At 63.7% G+C, this 14468-nt stretch carries 17 protein-coding genes; 9 read left to right on the top strand and 8 right to left on the bottom strand.

The window, feature by feature from the left end:
• Positions 1-7: 7 nt before the first annotated feature.
• A complete protein-coding gene (ampC, locus tag J3D60_RS07355) occupies positions 8-1162 on the bottom strand; it encodes a class C beta-lactamase (RefSeq protein WP_253490668.1) in 1155 nt (384 codons plus the stop codon).
• Between the two features lie 127 nt (positions 1163-1289).
• On the opposite strand from ampC, the gene J3D60_RS07350 reads away from it, so the two are divergent.
• Positions 1290-2168: a LysR family transcriptional regulator gene (locus J3D60_RS07350; RefSeq protein WP_253490667.1), complete on the top strand. Its 879-nt coding sequence runs from the start codon at positions 1290-1292 to the stop codon at positions 2166-2168.
• A gap of 74 nt (positions 2169-2242) precedes the next feature.
• Entirely contained in the window at positions 2243-3427 is a 1185-nt protein-coding gene (locus tag J3D60_RS07345) for a DUF2252 family protein (RefSeq protein ID WP_253490665.1), read from the top strand.
• A 62-nt stretch (positions 3428-3489) separates the two neighbouring features.
• Here J3D60_RS07345 and yghX read toward each other — a convergent pair whose 3' ends face one another.
• Both yghX and J3D60_RS07335 read right to left on the bottom strand, forming a co-directional pair.
• The gene (gene yghX, locus J3D60_RS07340) at positions 3490-4377 is read right to left on the bottom strand and encodes a YghX family hydrolase (RefSeq protein WP_253490663.1); all 888 of its coding nucleotides are present in this window, start codon (positions 4375-4377) and stop codon (positions 3490-3492) included.
• A gap of 44 nt (positions 4378-4421) precedes the next feature.
• Positions 4422-4916, bottom strand: a complete 495-nt coding sequence (locus tag J3D60_RS07335; RefSeq protein ID WP_253490661.1) for a PaaI family thioesterase — start codon at positions 4914-4916, stop codon at positions 4422-4424.
• Between the two features lie 86 nt (positions 4917-5002).
• Between J3D60_RS07335 and J3D60_RS07330 the strand changes: the two genes are divergently transcribed.
• The gene (locus J3D60_RS07330) at positions 5003-5560 is read left to right on the top strand and encodes a YceI family protein (RefSeq protein ID WP_253490659.1); all 558 of its coding nucleotides are present in this window, start codon (positions 5003-5005) and stop codon (positions 5558-5560) included.
• Here J3D60_RS07330 and J3D60_RS07325 read toward each other — a convergent pair.
• Positions 5557-6447 (bottom strand): DMT family transporter, encoded by an 891-nt coding sequence (locus J3D60_RS07325; RefSeq protein WP_253490657.1) that lies wholly within the window; start codon positions 6445-6447, stop codon positions 5557-5559. The two genes, J3D60_RS07330 and J3D60_RS07325, sit on opposite strands and share 4 nt — an antisense overlap.
• An 88-nt stretch (positions 6448-6535) precedes the next feature.
• Between J3D60_RS07325 and J3D60_RS07320 the strand changes: the two genes are divergently transcribed.
• Positions 6536-7861, top strand: coding sequence for a PLP-dependent aminotransferase family protein (locus J3D60_RS07320; protein WP_253490655.1), 1326 nt, complete (start codon positions 6536-6538; stop codon positions 7859-7861).
• A gap of 23 nt (positions 7862-7884) precedes the next feature.
• Here the strand turns inward: J3D60_RS07320 and J3D60_RS07315 are convergent, their stop codons facing one another.
• Entirely contained in the window at positions 7885-8313 is a 429-nt protein-coding gene (locus J3D60_RS07315) for a nuclear transport factor 2 family protein (RefSeq protein ID WP_024075865.1), read from the bottom strand.
• 246 nt (positions 8314-8559) lie between these two features.
• On the opposite strand from J3D60_RS07315, the gene J3D60_RS07310 reads away from it, so the two are divergent.
• From J3D60_RS07310 to J3D60_RS07300, 3 genes are read left to right on the top strand one after another with little or no spacing between them, the layout of a single operon-like run.
• Positions 8560-8778, top strand: a complete 219-nt coding sequence (locus J3D60_RS07310) for a DUF6434 domain-containing protein (protein ID WP_065942065.1) — start codon at positions 8560-8562, stop codon at positions 8776-8778.
• Complete coding sequence (locus J3D60_RS07305; RefSeq protein ID WP_253490653.1) at positions 8775-9245, top strand: RidA family protein; 471 nt, start codon at positions 8775-8777, stop codon at positions 9243-9245. Before J3D60_RS07310 ends, J3D60_RS07305 begins: the two co-directional genes overlap by 4 nt.
• The gene (locus J3D60_RS07300) at positions 9245-9982 is read left to right on the top strand and encodes a CPBP family intramembrane glutamic endopeptidase (protein WP_253490651.1); all 738 of its coding nucleotides are present in this window, start codon (positions 9245-9247) and stop codon (positions 9980-9982) included. The genes J3D60_RS07305 and J3D60_RS07300 overlap by 1 nt, the downstream gene beginning before the upstream one ends.
• A gap of 117 nt (positions 9983-10099) precedes the next feature.
• Here the strand turns inward: J3D60_RS07300 and J3D60_RS07295 are convergent, their stop codons facing one another.
• Both J3D60_RS07295 and J3D60_RS07290 read right to left on the bottom strand, forming a co-directional pair.
• A complete protein-coding gene (locus tag J3D60_RS07295; RefSeq protein WP_027608516.1) occupies positions 10100-11806 on the bottom strand; it encodes an amidase in 1707 nt (568 codons plus the stop codon).
• A 56-nt stretch (positions 11807-11862) separates the two neighbouring features.
• Positions 11863-12648 (bottom strand): helix-turn-helix domain-containing protein, encoded by a 786-nt coding sequence (locus tag J3D60_RS07290; RefSeq protein ID WP_253490649.1) that lies wholly within the window; start codon positions 12646-12648, stop codon positions 11863-11865.
• 83 nt (positions 12649-12731) lie between these two features.
• On the opposite strand from J3D60_RS07290, the gene J3D60_RS07285 reads away from it, so the two are divergent.
• Together J3D60_RS07285 and J3D60_RS07280 are read left to right on the top strand one after the other, a co-directional pair.
• Entirely contained in the window at positions 12732-13037 is a 306-nt protein-coding gene (locus tag J3D60_RS07285; RefSeq protein WP_027608514.1) for a DUF2834 domain-containing protein, read from the top strand.
• A complete protein-coding gene (locus J3D60_RS07280; RefSeq protein ID WP_253490647.1) occupies positions 13030-13452 on the top strand; it encodes an MAPEG family protein in 423 nt (140 codons plus the stop codon). Before J3D60_RS07285 ends, J3D60_RS07280 begins: the two co-directional genes overlap by 8 nt.
• Before the next feature lie 89 nt (positions 13453-13541).
• On the opposite strand, the gene J3D60_RS07275 is transcribed toward J3D60_RS07280, so the two are convergent.
• Positions 13542-14465 (bottom strand): sugar ABC transporter substrate-binding protein, encoded by a 924-nt coding sequence (locus tag J3D60_RS07275; RefSeq protein WP_253490645.1) that lies wholly within the window; start codon positions 14463-14465, stop codon positions 13542-13544.
• Positions 14466-14468 lie beyond the last annotated feature (3 nt).

Genomic DNA, 14468 nt, shown 5'->3' with positions numbered 1-14468 from the left:
TCCATCGTTAGTGGTCCAGCGCACTCAAGATTGCATGGGCGACCTTTACCCGTTCGGCATTCGGGTAGTTCTTGTTCGCCAATATCACCACGCCCACTCCCTTGCTCGGCACGTACGCCACGTAGGCGCCAAACCCATTGGTGGAGCCGGTCTTGTTCACCAGGGTGTCGGCGTGGGGCGCCTGGGGCGGGGTCAGCCAGTTGACCGTGTGCGGTTCCATTGCCATGGGTGTGGAGTTGCCGGCCATCAACCTATCGAGCGGGATGGGGTAGGGGTACATTTCCCAACCCAGGCCCTGGGTCATGCCGTCCACGCTGTAGTAGCCCGTGTGAGTCACGCTGATCGCCTGCTGCAGGGTTTTATCCAGCGTCGCCGGGTGCATGTTCGCGTCAACGTACTTCAGCAAGTCCGCAGCGCTGGTCTTGATGCCGTAGGCCTCGCTGTCCAGGGCGCCGGGGCCGACGCGTACCGGTTTGCCATCTTTGCCATAGCCTTGGGCGTACAGGCTCATCTGGCTCTGCGGCACCTTGATGAAGGTGTGCTTGAGCCCGAGCGCGGGCAACAGGGTCTTTTCCATCGCCTGATCGAACGGCTGCTTGAGGCTCTGCGCCGCCAGGTAGCCGAACAACCCCAGGCTCGGGTTGGAATACAGGCGCTGGGTGCCAGGGGCGAAGTCGGGTTGCCACTGCTGGAAGTAGCTGATCATGCGCTGGCTGTTATCCGCGTTGGCGGGGAATTGCAGGGGCAAGCCGCCGGCGGTATAGGTGCCGAGGTTGAGCACGCTGATGTGGTCGAACTTGTCGCCGCCCAGTGCCGGCAGGTAATGGCTGGCCGGGTCGGAGAGCGTGAGTTTGCCGCGGGCTACCGCGTAACCGGCCAGGGTCGCGGTGAAGGTTTTGCTCACCGAGCCCACTTCGAACAGGGTGTTTTCGCTGACCGGCTGGCGAGTGTCGGTGGCGGCGACGCCGTAGTTAAAGTATTGCGCCTTGCCGGCCCGCACCACGCCGACCACCAGGCCGTTAATCGACTGCTGCTGCATCAGCGGTTTTACATTGGCATCCACCACCGCCTGCAGGTCGGTGGCCGCCAGGCAGTTGCCGGCGGCGATAAACACCGCGAGGGCGGTGAAATTACGCACGCCAGACAGTAAATGTTGGGGCATGATAACGCTTCCATGAGAATGATCGATTGAATGAAGGGCCTGCGCGGGCGAGGCAAATGTAGGCCGTTCGCCGGTCCTGGGCAAACGATGATATCTCGCAGCAGTCATTAGAAATATTGGGGTCAATATGCTCCGCTCCCACTTACCGTTGAACGCCTTGCGCGCCTTCGAAGCGGCCGCCCGACATTTGAGTTTTACCCGCGCCGCCATCGAGTTATGCGTGACCCAGGCGGCGGTCAGCCATCAGGTCAAGAGCCTGGAGGCGCAGCTCACTGTCACCTTGTTCAAGCGCCTGCCCCGCGGGTTGATGCTCACCCGCGAGGGCGAAACCCTGCTGCCGGTGGTGCGCGAGTCGTTCGACCGTATTGCCCACACCTTGGGTCAGTTCGAGGGCGGGCATTACCGCGAGGTACTCACCGTGGGCGCGGTCGGCACCTTTGCCGTCGGCTGGCTGCTGCCACGTCTGGCGGACTTCCAGAGCCGCTACCCGTTCATCGACCTGCGCCTGTCCACCCACAACAACCGCGTCGACGTGGCTGCCGAAGGCCTGGATTACGCGATCCGTTTCGGTGCAGGTGCCTGGCACGGCACGGATGCGCTGGAGTTGCTGGAAGCGCCGCTGACGGTACTGTGTGTGCCGTCACTCGCCGCGCAGTTGCACACGCCGGCCGACCTGTTGAAACACACGCTGCTGCGCTCCTACCGCGCGGATGAGTGGAGCCTGTGGCTTCAGGCCGCCGGGCTGCCCGCCGACACCCTGGTACCGCGCAGCATCGTGTTCGACTCGTCGCTGGCGATGATGGAGGCGGCACTGCAAGGCAGCGGCGTGGCGCTGGCGCCGGCGATGATGTTCTCGCGGCAACTGGAGAGTGATGTGATTCGCCAGCCCTTCGACGTCGGCATCAGCACCGGCAGCTACTGGCTGACGCGCCTGCAGTCGCGGGCCGAGACCTCGGCCATGCAGGCCTTCAAGGCGTGGTTGCTGGAGGAGAGTGGGCGTGTCTGAGTTTATTTCTGAAACATAATGAAACATTTGCTCGGGGCCGGCGTTCTACCGCTACACCTGCACTGAGTTATTCCATGAAAATACCGCGCCCCTCCGCTCGCATGCCACACCTCACCCAACTGCGTAATTTGAAGATGGCACGCTCCGCCCACGCGTATGTGCGCGGCAGCACCGTGCAATTCTACGAGTGGCTGCACAGCCAGATGGGCAGGCGTCTGCCTCAAGGCCCGGCGATCTGGATCTGCGGCGACTGCCACGCGGGCAACCTGGGGCCTACCGGCGACAACAAGGGCCGCATCGATATGCATATCCGCGACCTTGACCAGGCCGTGATCGGCAACCCGGCCCACGACCTGGTGCGCCTGGCGCTGTCCCTGGCCACCGCCGCGCGCGGTTCGGACCTGCCGGGCGTGACCACCGCGCGCATGCTTGAAGAAATGATGGTGGGCTATGAACAGGCGTTCAAGGACAAGCCCGACGAGGTACCGCCGCGTCCGTCCCAGGTCAAGGCGGGGATGCGCAGCGCCGTCGAGCGCACCTGGAAAAGCCTGGCCCGTGAGCGCATCGACAACGTGCGGCCGACGATCCCGCTGGGCAAGCATTTCTGGTCGCTGTCGCGGGCAGAAAAAAGTGCGCTGGAAAGCGTCTGCGCGTCGGATGACATCCATCAGTTGGTCACCTCGCTCAAGGGCCGCCCCAAGGACGCCAAGGTCCAACTGCTGGATTCGGCTTACTGGGTCAAGGGCTGCAGCTCCCTCGGCCTGCTGCGCTACGCCGTATTGCTGGGGGTGGGCGACAAGGGCGATGAGGAATACTGCCTGATCGATATCAAGGAAGCCGTCGGCGCCGCCGCACCGCGCGCGGCACGGGCGAAGATGCCCAGGGACAACGGCCGCCGAGTGGTGGAGGGCGCCCGCCAGCTGTCGCCGGGCCTGGGTGAACGCATGGTGGCGACACGGTTTCTGGACCATGGCTTTTTCATCCGCGAACTGCTGCCCCAGGACATGAAGCTGGAACTGGACGAACTGAGTGAACTCGATGCCATGCACGCCGCCGGTTACCTGGCGCGCGTGGTCGGTATCGCCCATGCCCGGCAGATGGACCGAGCGACGCGCAAGGGCTGGATGGCGGTGCTGCAGGAAAACCGCTCCAGGCAATTGGATGCGCCGTCGTGGTTATGGACCAGCGTGGTGCAGTTGGTGGGCAGCCATGAGCAGGGCTACCTCAACCATTGCCGCCGGTATGCGCTGGAACACTGAGCTGGAATGAGGTGACGATCAATGTGGGAGGGGGCTTGCCTCCTCCCATATTTGGACTGTATTCAGGCCAGGTATTTGCGGAACCAACCCAGTGTCCTTTCCCACGCCAGATTCGCCGCGGCCTCGTCATAACGCGGTGTCGAATCGTTATGGAAGCCATGGTTGGCGCCCTTGTAGATGTACGCTTCATAAGTCGTGCCGGCGGCCTTCAAGGCCTTTTCATACGCCGGCCACCCCTCGTTGATCCGCGTATCCAGCTCGCCGAAATGCAGCATGATCGGCGCCTTGATGCGCGGCACGTCCTTGGCTTCCGGCTGGCGCCCGTAGAACGACACCGCCGCGCCCAGTTCCGGGTAAGCCACCGCCGCCGCATTGGTCACGCCGCCGCCATAACAGAAGCCGGTGATGCCGACCTTGCCGGTGCTGCTGTCGTGGTGCATCAGCCATTCGATAGCGGCGAAGAAGTCGTTCATCAGCTTGGTCGGGTCGACTGTCTGTTGCAGCGCCACGCCTTTTTCATCGTTGCCGGGATAGCCGCCCACCGAGGTCAGGCCGTCCGGCGCGAGGGCGATAAACCCGGCTTTGGCCAGGCGCCGTGAGACGTCTTCGATGTAGGGGTTGAGGCCACGGTTTTCGTGGACCACCACCACGGCCGGCAGCTTGCCGGTGGCCTTGGCCGGGCGCACCAGGTAGCCACGCACGGTGCCGTTGCCCTTGGGCGAGGGGTAGGTGATGTAGTCGGCAACGATGTCCGGGTCGGTGAATTTCACCTGTTCGGCCAGGGCATAGTTGGGGCTCAGGGCCGCCAGCAGGGCCGAGGCGGTGAGGCCGCCAAAGGTAAACAGCGCCGCGCGGTCGAGAAATTCGCGGCGGTTGAGCTTGCCGTGGGCGTAGCCGTCGTAGAGTTCCAGCAGTTCGGGGGCAAAGTCTTTCGCGGTGAGACGAGTCATCGGTTCGGTCCTCGATTAGCGGTGCCAGTCAATGTAGACCAGGATCAGCTGTCACGGCCATGGGCGGCCGCAGCCAGTTCGCGGGTGTCGACGCGCACGAACAGCGAATCGCCGATGGCCGTGAGCACCTCGCCGGCGTACACCTCGCAGACCACGCGGCTTTTGCGGCCCACGTCGCCCTCGACCCGCGCACGCAAGGTGAGCGGGACGCCCATGGGGGTTGGCTTGATGAATTTGATCCCCAGGTTGCCGGTGACGCAGTCGATGCGCGGCAGGCTGCCGGGTTCGCGCTGTTCGGCACGGTAGTGGTAGGCCATGGCGGTCCAGTTGGAGTGGCAGTCCACCAGCATGGCGATCAGGCCGCCGTAGACCAGGTCGGGCCAGCCGCTGTATTTTGCCTCGGGGTGATGTTCGGCGATGAGATGGACACCGTCGGCATCCCAGCGGCTCTTGATATGCAAGCCATGGGGGTTACTGCCGCCGCAGCCGTAGCAGATGCCTTCCGGCGCGGTGATGTCCTGTAGAGAAGGGGTGGGCATGCAGCGTCCTTATTGTTGTGAGCGGCTAATCTGTTTAGCAGCACAGGCACCTGATGGGAATACATCCTTTTTTTGCGGAGCGTGGCATGAAGCGTCGAATTCTCCCGTTGGTCCTGGTCCTGGGTGCTATCGGCTGTGCCCAGGCGGCGGAGTACACCGACGTCAATCGCACCGCCAGCCAGATCAGTTTTACCTATAAGCAGTTGGGGCAGCGGGTGTATGGCACCTTCGGCGACTTCGAAGGCACGCTGAGCTTTGACACGCAAAAGCCCGAAAGCGGACATGCCTTGCTCAAGATCCAGCTGGCGAGTATCGATGCCGGCAGCCCCGATGCCAACGACGAGCTGCAACGGGCCTCGTGGTTCGATACCGCGACCTATCCGATGGGCGTGTATGAGTCCACCGCTGTAAAGGCCTTGGGGGATAACCGCTTCAACATCAGCGGCAACCTGACGATCAAGGGCACCACGCGCCCGGTGGCGGTCAACGTGGTGCTCAAGGAGCTGGATGGCATTGGCGTGTTCGACGGTGAGTTCATCCTCAGGCGCGGCGACTTCAGGATCGGCGAAGGCGAATGGGCCGGCAACAGCGTGGTGTCCGACGACATCAACATCAAGTTCAAGATGGTCGCGCCCCAGCGTTAGCGCGCGAACCGCTTGGCCCCGGCCACGCAGCCGATCACCGCGACCGTCACCAGCAGCATGCCCAGGCTGACCTGTTCATGCAGCAAGCCCGCTGCCAGCGCCAGGCCGAAGAACGGTTGCAGCAGTTGCAATTGGCCGACGGCGGCGATGCCACCCTGGGCCAGGCCGCGATACCAGAACACAAAGCCGATCAGCATGCTGAACAGCGACACATAGCCCAGGCTCAGCCAGGCCGGCAGGCTGATGCCGCTGACGCTCGACGGCGCCAGCACCAGGCTCAACGGCACCACCACCGGCAACGACACCACCAGCGCCCAGCAGATCACCTGCCAGCCGCCCAGGCTGCGCGACAGTTTGGCGCCTTCGGCATACCCCAGGCCGCACACCAGCACCGCCAGCAGCATCAGTACGTCACCCGCCGGTGCGGCGCTCAAGCCTTGGGCGAAGGCGTACCCCATCACCAGCAGACTGCCGAGGATCGAAAACAGCCAGAACACCGGGCGTGGACGCTCGCCGCCACGCAGTACAGCAAACACGGCGGTCGCCAGCGGCAGCAAACCGATGAAGACGATGGAGTGGGCGGAGGTCACGTATTGCAGCGCCAGCGCGGTGAGCAGGGGAAAGCCGATCACCACGCCGAGGGCGACGATGGCCAGGGGCATCCATTGCTGGCGCGCGGGGCGTTTCTCCTTGAACAGCCCCAGCAAGGCCAGCCCCAACAGCGCGGCAATGGCGGCGCGGATCATGGTCAGGAACACCGGGTCGAATTCCATCACCGCCAAGCGCGTGGCCGGCAACGAGCCGCTGAAGATCACTACGCCGATAAAACCGTTGATCCAGCCTTGGGTGCGGGTGTCCAGGTTACTGAGGGGAGCTGTACGTTCCATAAGGGGCGTCCGAAAGGAGGAGTTGCGTGGCAGGCATCCTAGGGTTGAAGATAAAGACAATCAAAAAATTGTCATGGATACATCGCTTATGCCCCGTGCCCGCTACAAGTCGTTGGTCGACAGCTTCGCCGAGGCCATTCGCTCAGGCAGCATGCCTCCCGGCACGCGACTGCCGACCCACCGCCAACTGGCCGCCGAGCATGGCCTGGCGTTGGTCACCGCGAGCCGGGTGTACGCCGAGCTGGAGGCCATGGGCCTGGTCAGCGGCGAAACAGGCCGAGGCACCTTCGTGCGCGAAATCTCGCTGCCGCCGGGGCAGGGCAGCGGGCAGATGAGTGTGGCGGCGGGCATGCTCGATCTGAATTTCAACTACCCGTCCTTGCCCGGCCAGGCCGACTTGCTGCGCACGGCCTTGCGCCAGTTGGCACTGTCCGGCGACCTCGACGCGCTGCTGCGTTACCAGCCCCACGCCGGTCGCCTGCATGAGCGCGCCGCTGTCGCGCGGCACCTGTTGAATCGAGGGCTGACGGTCGAGGCCGAACAGGTGCTGGTGGTCAGCGGCGCCCAGCACGGGTTGGCCGTGACCATGATGGCCTTGCTCAAGCCCGGTGATGTGATCGCCGTCGACGCCTTGACGTATTCGGGGTTCAAGGTGCTGGCCGAGACCCTGCACCTGGAAATTGTCGCCATCCCGGTCACCGCCGACGGCCCGGACCTGGACCACCTGCACAGCCTGTGCCGCAAGCGTCCGGTGCGTGCCGTGTACAGCATGCCAACCTTGCATAACCCGTTGGGCTGGGTGCTGAGCCTGGCGCAGCGCGAGCAGTTGGTGGCGATTGCCCGTGAGCACAACCTGATGATCATCGAGGACGCGGCCTACGCGTTCCTGGCCGAGGACGTGCCGCTGCCCGTGGCGAGATTGGCGCCGGAGCGCACGGTCTACGTGGGCGGGCTGTCGAAAAGTGTCGCGACCGGCCTGCGCGTGGGGTTTATCGCTGCCCCTTCGGGTTGGGTCAAAGCACTGGAACGCACCATCATGGCCACCACCTGGAACGTGCCGGGGGTGATGAGTGCGATTGCGGTGGCCTGGCTCGAGGATGGCACGGTGGCGCAACTTGAAGCACAAAAGCGCCAGGATGCGCGGGCGCGGCAAGCCTTGGCGGCGCAGGTGCTCAAGGGGCTGGCCTACACCAGCCACCCGTCATCGTATTTCTTGTGGCTGCCCCTGGCGGAAGAGGCCCGCGCCGATCAAGTCGCCATGGCCTTACAGCGTGACGGTATTTCCGTCTCCACCGCCGAGCCCTTCGCCGTCTCGGCCCACGTGCCCCATGCATTGCGCCTGGCCTTGGGCTCGGTGGACATGCCGGCGCTGCGCGAGGCGTTGCTGAAGGTGCGCAAGGTGGTGCAGTGGTGAGCCCGATGGCCCACCGCTAGCCATCAGAATTTAAACGCCTGGCGACCGATCAGCAGCCAGTGGCCTTTCTGTTTTTGCCAGATCTGGAAGTTCTCGATTTCGGTGGGCACTTCCTTGCCGCTGTTCACCGCCAGGGCGGAGAAGTGGTTGCGTACCAGGGCGGTATCGCCACTCAGGGTGATGGTCTGTTTCTGCATTTCCAGGGTCTTGAAGCCGCTGCGCCCGGTCTCGATGTCGGCGATGAATTCCTGCTTGTTCTGGATCTTGCCGCTGGAGTGGCCGTAGGTGAGGTTCTCGGCGGTCAGGCTCTGGAGCTGCTTGAGGTCTTTATGCAGCATGGCCTGGGTGAGGTGGTCGACCGCTTGGGCGACGTCTTTGTCGGCGGCAGGGGCGGCGGCCACATAGCCGCTGAACAGGCACAGAAATCCGATCAGCACTTTGACGTTTTGCATGGGTGTTTCCTTATTGTTGTTGGGGGCGGATATGACTCGTTAAGTCATCGTACAACCATGCAATATTTTCCCCAGGGAAGGAAAGAAAAATTTGAAATATCTCGAAAGGATTGGCGTTTAAGGGGGGGGTGGACATCTGAGTTTCTTATACGATGTCTCAACACCTCGTTTGGCTTAAACCCCGCTTCCGGTGCAAGTAGCACATCGCTATGCTACTGCCCGCCCCCCAGATCCCGGAGAGACAAAATGGATGTTGACTGGCACAGCGACCCCATCACCCGCGCCACTCCCGTGACCCCACACTATAAAAACACCAAGAACGTGCGACGCTTCATGCTTGAACACTGTGGGCCGGGGTTCAAGTTCGACCGGCCTTTCATGGCCTGGATTCGCAACGCAACGCCCAAGACCATGGGCGACGTGGTGGATGAATGGCAACGACACAACGAGGAAGCACGCCCATGACGCCCGATGAAAAATACCAAGCCGTGCAACAACGCCTCGGCTATCAATTGGATGAATTCAAAGTCGGCGGCAACTACACGCCGCTGGTGCGCGACGGCAACCACCTGTACATCAGCGGGCAGATCCCTCGCGTCGGCGACACGATCATGCTGCCGGGTAAAGTCGGTGACACCTTGACCCTGGGCCAGGCACAAATCGCCGCCGGCATCAGTGCATTGCGCTGCCTGGGCCTGCTCAAGCAAGCGCTCGGTTCGCTGGACCGGGTCAAGGCCATCCCGCGTATCACCGTGTATGTACGCAGCGCCGAGGACTTCGATCAGCAGAGTGAAGTGGCCAACGGCGCCTCGGACCTGTTGCACGAGATCCTCGGCGGTGCCGGGGTGCATTCGCGCACGTCGGTGGGGGTGATGCAACTGCCGAAGTCGGCGGCGGTGGAGATCGACATGATCGCGGTCGCGCACGACTGATGGTCAGCCAAGGCCTGGTCGTCCTGCTCAACTACGGCCTGCACCTGGCGCCGGGCTTGCTGCTGTTCGGCCTGTGGTTCGGGTTGACGCCGAAGTCGTTGCCGGCCATGCGCATCCTGATTCTGCTCGCGGCGTTCGTGCTGATACGCGATGCGATGACGCCCCTGGGCATGTGGGCGCTCAGTGACGACGTGCAAATCGCCTTCACCGCGAATGCCTTTGTATTGGCGGCGCTGGGTGGCCTGTCGGTGCTGCTGGTCGTAGGGTTGGTCCGGGTGGCGCCGGAGTTGTGGCGCCTGGTGGTATGGACCCGGGGCCACCGCGCCCTGGGCCTGGCGGTGGGGCTTGCGGTCGGTTGCCTGATCGGTGTGCCGTTGCGGCTCTATCAAGGGATAGAGCCGCACGCGATCCCCGGCTACTGGGTGTGGCTGCCGGGCATGGTGGTGCTGGCCTATGGCGCCAATGCGCTGGAGGAAGTGTTGTTTCGCGGGTTTTTGCAGGGCTACCTTGAACAGCAGGTGACACCGCTGCGAGCGGCGCTGATCAGTGGCGTGGCGTTTGCCGGCTGCCATGCCTTCCTGGCCTTGAGCGTGACCCAACTGGGCTGGCCGGTGTTGCTGTTTACCCTGATTGAAGGGCTGGCCTGCGCACTGGTGCGCATGCGTCATGGCGTGTTGGCGGCGACGGCCTGCCATGGCACGGCAATCCTGCTGATTGCCGTGCCCTATATGGCCTGACTTGAAATGCGCTCAGAACGGTGGGAGGGGGCTTGCTCCCGATGGCAGTGGGTCAGCCACCGATGCATCAACTGACACGCCCTCATCGGGAGCAAACCCCCTCCCACAGTGAATCAGTTAGTTTGTCGCCAGCGGCGGCGTGCGCGGCGGGATCAGGCGTTTGCTGCCGGTGGCTTCATACGCCGCCGCAAAGCGCAGCAATGCCGAATCATCGTAGGCGCGCCCGGCAAAGGTCAGCCCGACCGGCATGCCGATGTCCGCCATCACGCCCATGGGCACGGTAACGGTGGGCACGCCCAGGTGGCGGATGGCGAGGTTGCCGTTGGCCACCCACACACCATTGCTCCAGGCGATATCGGCACTGGCTTCGTTCACGTCGGCATCCGCCGGGCCCACATCGGCCACGGTCGGGAACAGCACAGCGTCGAGGCCGAGCTTATCCATCCAGTCTTCCAGGTCTATCCGCCGGGTTTGCTCCAGGCCGCGCAGGCCATCGGGCACGGTGCTGATCTCGTTCCACGGGGTGATGCCACGCTCGGCCATGCGCACGTACTCGTCCATGCCGGCGGCCAGGTCGTCTTCACGGTTGGGCAAGGTGCCGGGGTCGTGGGGGAAGATCTTCGGCCCGTCCACATCGGCCAGGCGGTTCAGGGCCGGGTCGTTGTTGGCGCGCAGGAAATCATCGAAGGCCCAGGCCGACAGTTCCCACAGTTCATCGTGCAGGAATTCCCTGGACACCAGGCCCCGGGTAAACACGGTCGGCGCGCCGGGGCGGTCGCCTTCGCAGTTGGACACCAGCGGGAAATCCACCTCGATGACTTCTGCACCGGCCGCTTCAAGGGCCTGGCGTGCGTCCTTCCATAAGTCGATCACGCTGGCGCGGGTGTTGATCTTCTGCCCGGTGGGGCCGCCGATGCCGGGCTTCTCGCTGGTGCCGGCCTCGGGGTCGGCGTTGATGTACATGCGCGGCACGCCGAAGCGTTTGCCGGCCAGGGATTCGGCCGTCGCCGCCAATTCAGGGTAAGACGCCGGGCGTACCGAAGCGACGCTGGGGATCGGCACCCACGGCTGCAGGCGCCACAGGTCGCCACGGGTGTGCGGGTCTTCAGCCACTACCACGTCGAGCACTTCCAGCAGGTCGGCCATGGTGCGGGCGTAGGGCACCACCACGTCCATGGTCGGGGTCAACGGCCAGTTGCCGCGCACCGAAATCACCCCACGGGACGGGGTGTAGGCGCACAGGCCATTGTTGGACGCCGGGCCACGCCCGCTGGACCAGGTTTCCTCCGCCAGGCCGAAGGCGGCGAAGCTGGCGGCGGTGGCGGTGCCGGCACCGTTGGATGAGCCGGAGGCAAACGGCGCGGTGAGGTAGTCGGCGTTGTACGGGCTTTCCGCGCGGCCATACACGCCGCGCTGCATGCCGCCATTGGCCATCGGCGGCATGTTGGTCTTGCCCAGGCAGATGGCGCCACCGGCGCGCAGGCGCTCGATGGTGAAGGCATCGCGCTGGGCGACCAGCTTGGCGAAGGCCGGGCTGCCGGAGGCGGCCGTCAGCCCCTTGACCAGGTAGCTGTCCTTGGCGGTGTAGGGAATGCCATCCAGTGGCCCCAGGGTTTCACCCTTGGCCCGGCGGGCATCGGAGGCCTCGGCTTCCTTCAGGGCGTCGGGGTTGCGCACGACGACGGCGTTGAGTGCGGTAGCGGTCTGCGGACCGTCGTAGGCATCGATCCGCGCGAGGTAAGCCTGCACCAGTTCAACGGCCGTGGTCTGGCCGGATTCGAGCGCCGCGCGCAATTGGGCAATGGAGACTTCGGTAACTTGCATGACGTTTTCTTCGCCGCCTTAAGTTGAGGTATGGCGGCAGTCTACGTACAGATATTTCACAAAACCAGTGCGGCATTTTCCCCATGGGCGGCACGCATCACCTGCCAGGTGGCGTCGTCTGCGGGAATCAGATGCTCGATACGCAGGGAGGCGAGGGTGATGTCCTGGGGCATGCCGAAGGTGGTGAAGGTGGACAGAAAGCTCAGCTCGCCCTGGCTGGTGTGCACGCGGGTCAACACCAGCGGCGGCATTTCAGGCGGCGGCGTGGTGTGGGCGGGGGCGGGCAGGCTCGCCAGGAGAGCGGCCAGCGCAGGGTTGTCCAGCGCCTCGCGGCTTGCCCGTTGCCAAGCCAGGGTGCGGATTTCTTCGGCGTTGACCAGGTGGTCGCCCAGGCCGCCGGGTTGCAGCAGGGTGGTCAGCAGGTTCAGGCCTTCCATCGGCGGCGTGACCCCCGCCAGTGCCAACAGCGCGCCGGTACTCGCATTCGCGGCCAATACTTCCCAGTGGCTGCCCAGCAGGATCGCCGGGGCCGGGTTGTTGGCGTGCAGGACATGGTTGACCGCCTCGCGAATTGCGGCCATGGCCGGGGAGGCGAGCGGGGTAGCGGTATAGCGGGGCGCGAAGCCGGCGGCGAGAAACACGCGGTTGCATTGCTCCAGCGGTGTTTCCAGCGCGCTGAGCAGGTGATGCAACGTACCTGTGCCTGGCTTGGCGCGTCCGGTTTCGAGGCAACTGAGGTGGCGCTGGGACACGCCGGTCATCAGGGCCAGGTCAAGTTGGCTCAGACCAGCCTGTCGGCGTAGCTGGCGCAAGTGTTCGCCGGCAGTAGCGGGGTTATCCATGGCGTGACTATGACCTCCGAGGTCATTGCGAGGAGGGCAACCTTATCACTAGGGTGAGCTTCGATCACGTCAAGGAGCCGACCATGCACAAACCTTATCTGGCCCTCGCCGCTCTGCTGGGCTTTTCGCTGTACACCCTGTTCACGCTGCTCACGGCCGAGCAATCGTTGCTGGCCTTCGGGCGTGAGTTGATATCGCGCCCGGACACCGCGCAGGTCGTCATCGACCTGTACCTGATGGCCGTGCTGGCCTGTGTGTGGATGTACCAGGACGCACGGGCGCGGGGGCGGTCGCTGGCGTCGGTGCTGCCGTATTTCTTGCTGACGGCGGTGTTCGTGTCGGTGGGGCCGTTGCTCTACATCGTGCTGAAGGGATTTCGGGATGAATGAGCTGTTGCACATCTACGCCCTGTGCGTGCTGTTGCTGTGCCTGAAGATGTTCGGCATTTCCTGCTATCAGGGATTTTTCCGGCTTCGCGGGCTGGCGTTCACCAACCGCGAAGATGGGGCGGTCTTCAAGTGTGCTGCACATCCCGTGGAGTTACCCCAGGTGAGTCGGGCGGCCAGGGCCTGGGCCAATGACCTGGAGAATATCCCGCTGTTCTTCGTGCTCGGTGGGTTGTGTGTGGCGCTGGGCACTGCCGGTGCGCCCACTGCCTGGTTGTTCATTGGTTTCACCCTGGCGCGGATGGCCCATACGCTGATGTATCTGGCGGGATGGCAGCCGTGGCGCACGCTGGCGTATGGGCTGGGGGTGACTTGCCTGTTCGGGCTGGGTGCAATGGTGCTTTACGCATTGCGATGAACCGCAGCGACACCCCCGGTTTTTGTGGCAAGCCCTAACGTCGTTCAGTTAAACGAAGGTGATTCACTGACTGGCATTAGGACAACCGTTTATGGGTTGAGGAATGCCTGGTAGTTGTCCTTGGTGATCTGCTGGTAAGGAATGGTCAGCTCGGCGTCATACGGCTGTTTCTTGACCATCTTCACCGCCAGGTCAATGGAGCCCACGGCCTGCCCTTTGTTGTCCTGATACGCTGTCACCAGCAACTGGCCTTTCTTCACCGCATCCAGCCCGGCCGCACCGCCATCGCTGCCGGCCACCAGAATATCCTTGCCGGGCTGCATGCCGGCCTGGCTGATCGCCATGGCCGCGCCAATCGCCATTTCGTCGGCATTCGCCGCCACGGCGTCGATTTTGCGCCCGGACACGATCCAGTTGTTCATCAGGTCAATCGCCTTGCTGCGCTGCCATTCGGCACTCTGCTCCTCGACGATCTTGATACCCGGATAGTCCTTGAGCACGTTCTTGACCCCCTGCGTGCGGTTGTGGGTGGCGTTGTTGGACAGCAGCCCGAGCATGATCGCCAGGTTGCCCTTGCCTCCCATTTTCTCGGCCAGGTAGCGCATCTGGATTTCACCGGCCTTGATCTCATCCGAGCCGACATAGCCAACCCCCGGCGGTACTTCCTTGAACTCGGGGCGGCGGTTGACGTACACCAGCGGGATCCTGGCCTGTTGGGCATTGACCGTCATTTTCTGGGTGGCGGCGGTGTCTACGGCGTTGACGATGATCGCGTCCATGCCCTGGGCGGTGAAGTTCTGCACCTGGTTAAGCTGGCGCACCACGTCGCCCTGGGCGTCTTCGAATTGCAGGGTCACGCCGGGCAGTTCCTTGGCGTGGGCGGCCATGTAGTCACGCATTTGCGCGAGAAACACGTCGTCGACCTGGGCGATGCTCACGCCGATCCGTATATCGGCCAGCGCCCAGGGGGTGATGGCGAGGGTCAAGAGTGCCGCAAGGAGTTGCTTCTTCATGGT

The organism is Pseudomonas sp. S3E17 (assembly GCF_024168685.1).
Lineage (GTDB): Bacteria > Pseudomonadota > Gammaproteobacteria > Pseudomonadales > Pseudomonadaceae > Aquipseudomonas > Aquipseudomonas marginalis.
The sequence above is the reverse complement of the archived record's forward strand: the minus strand, read 5'-3'. Positions and strand labels throughout refer to the sequence as shown.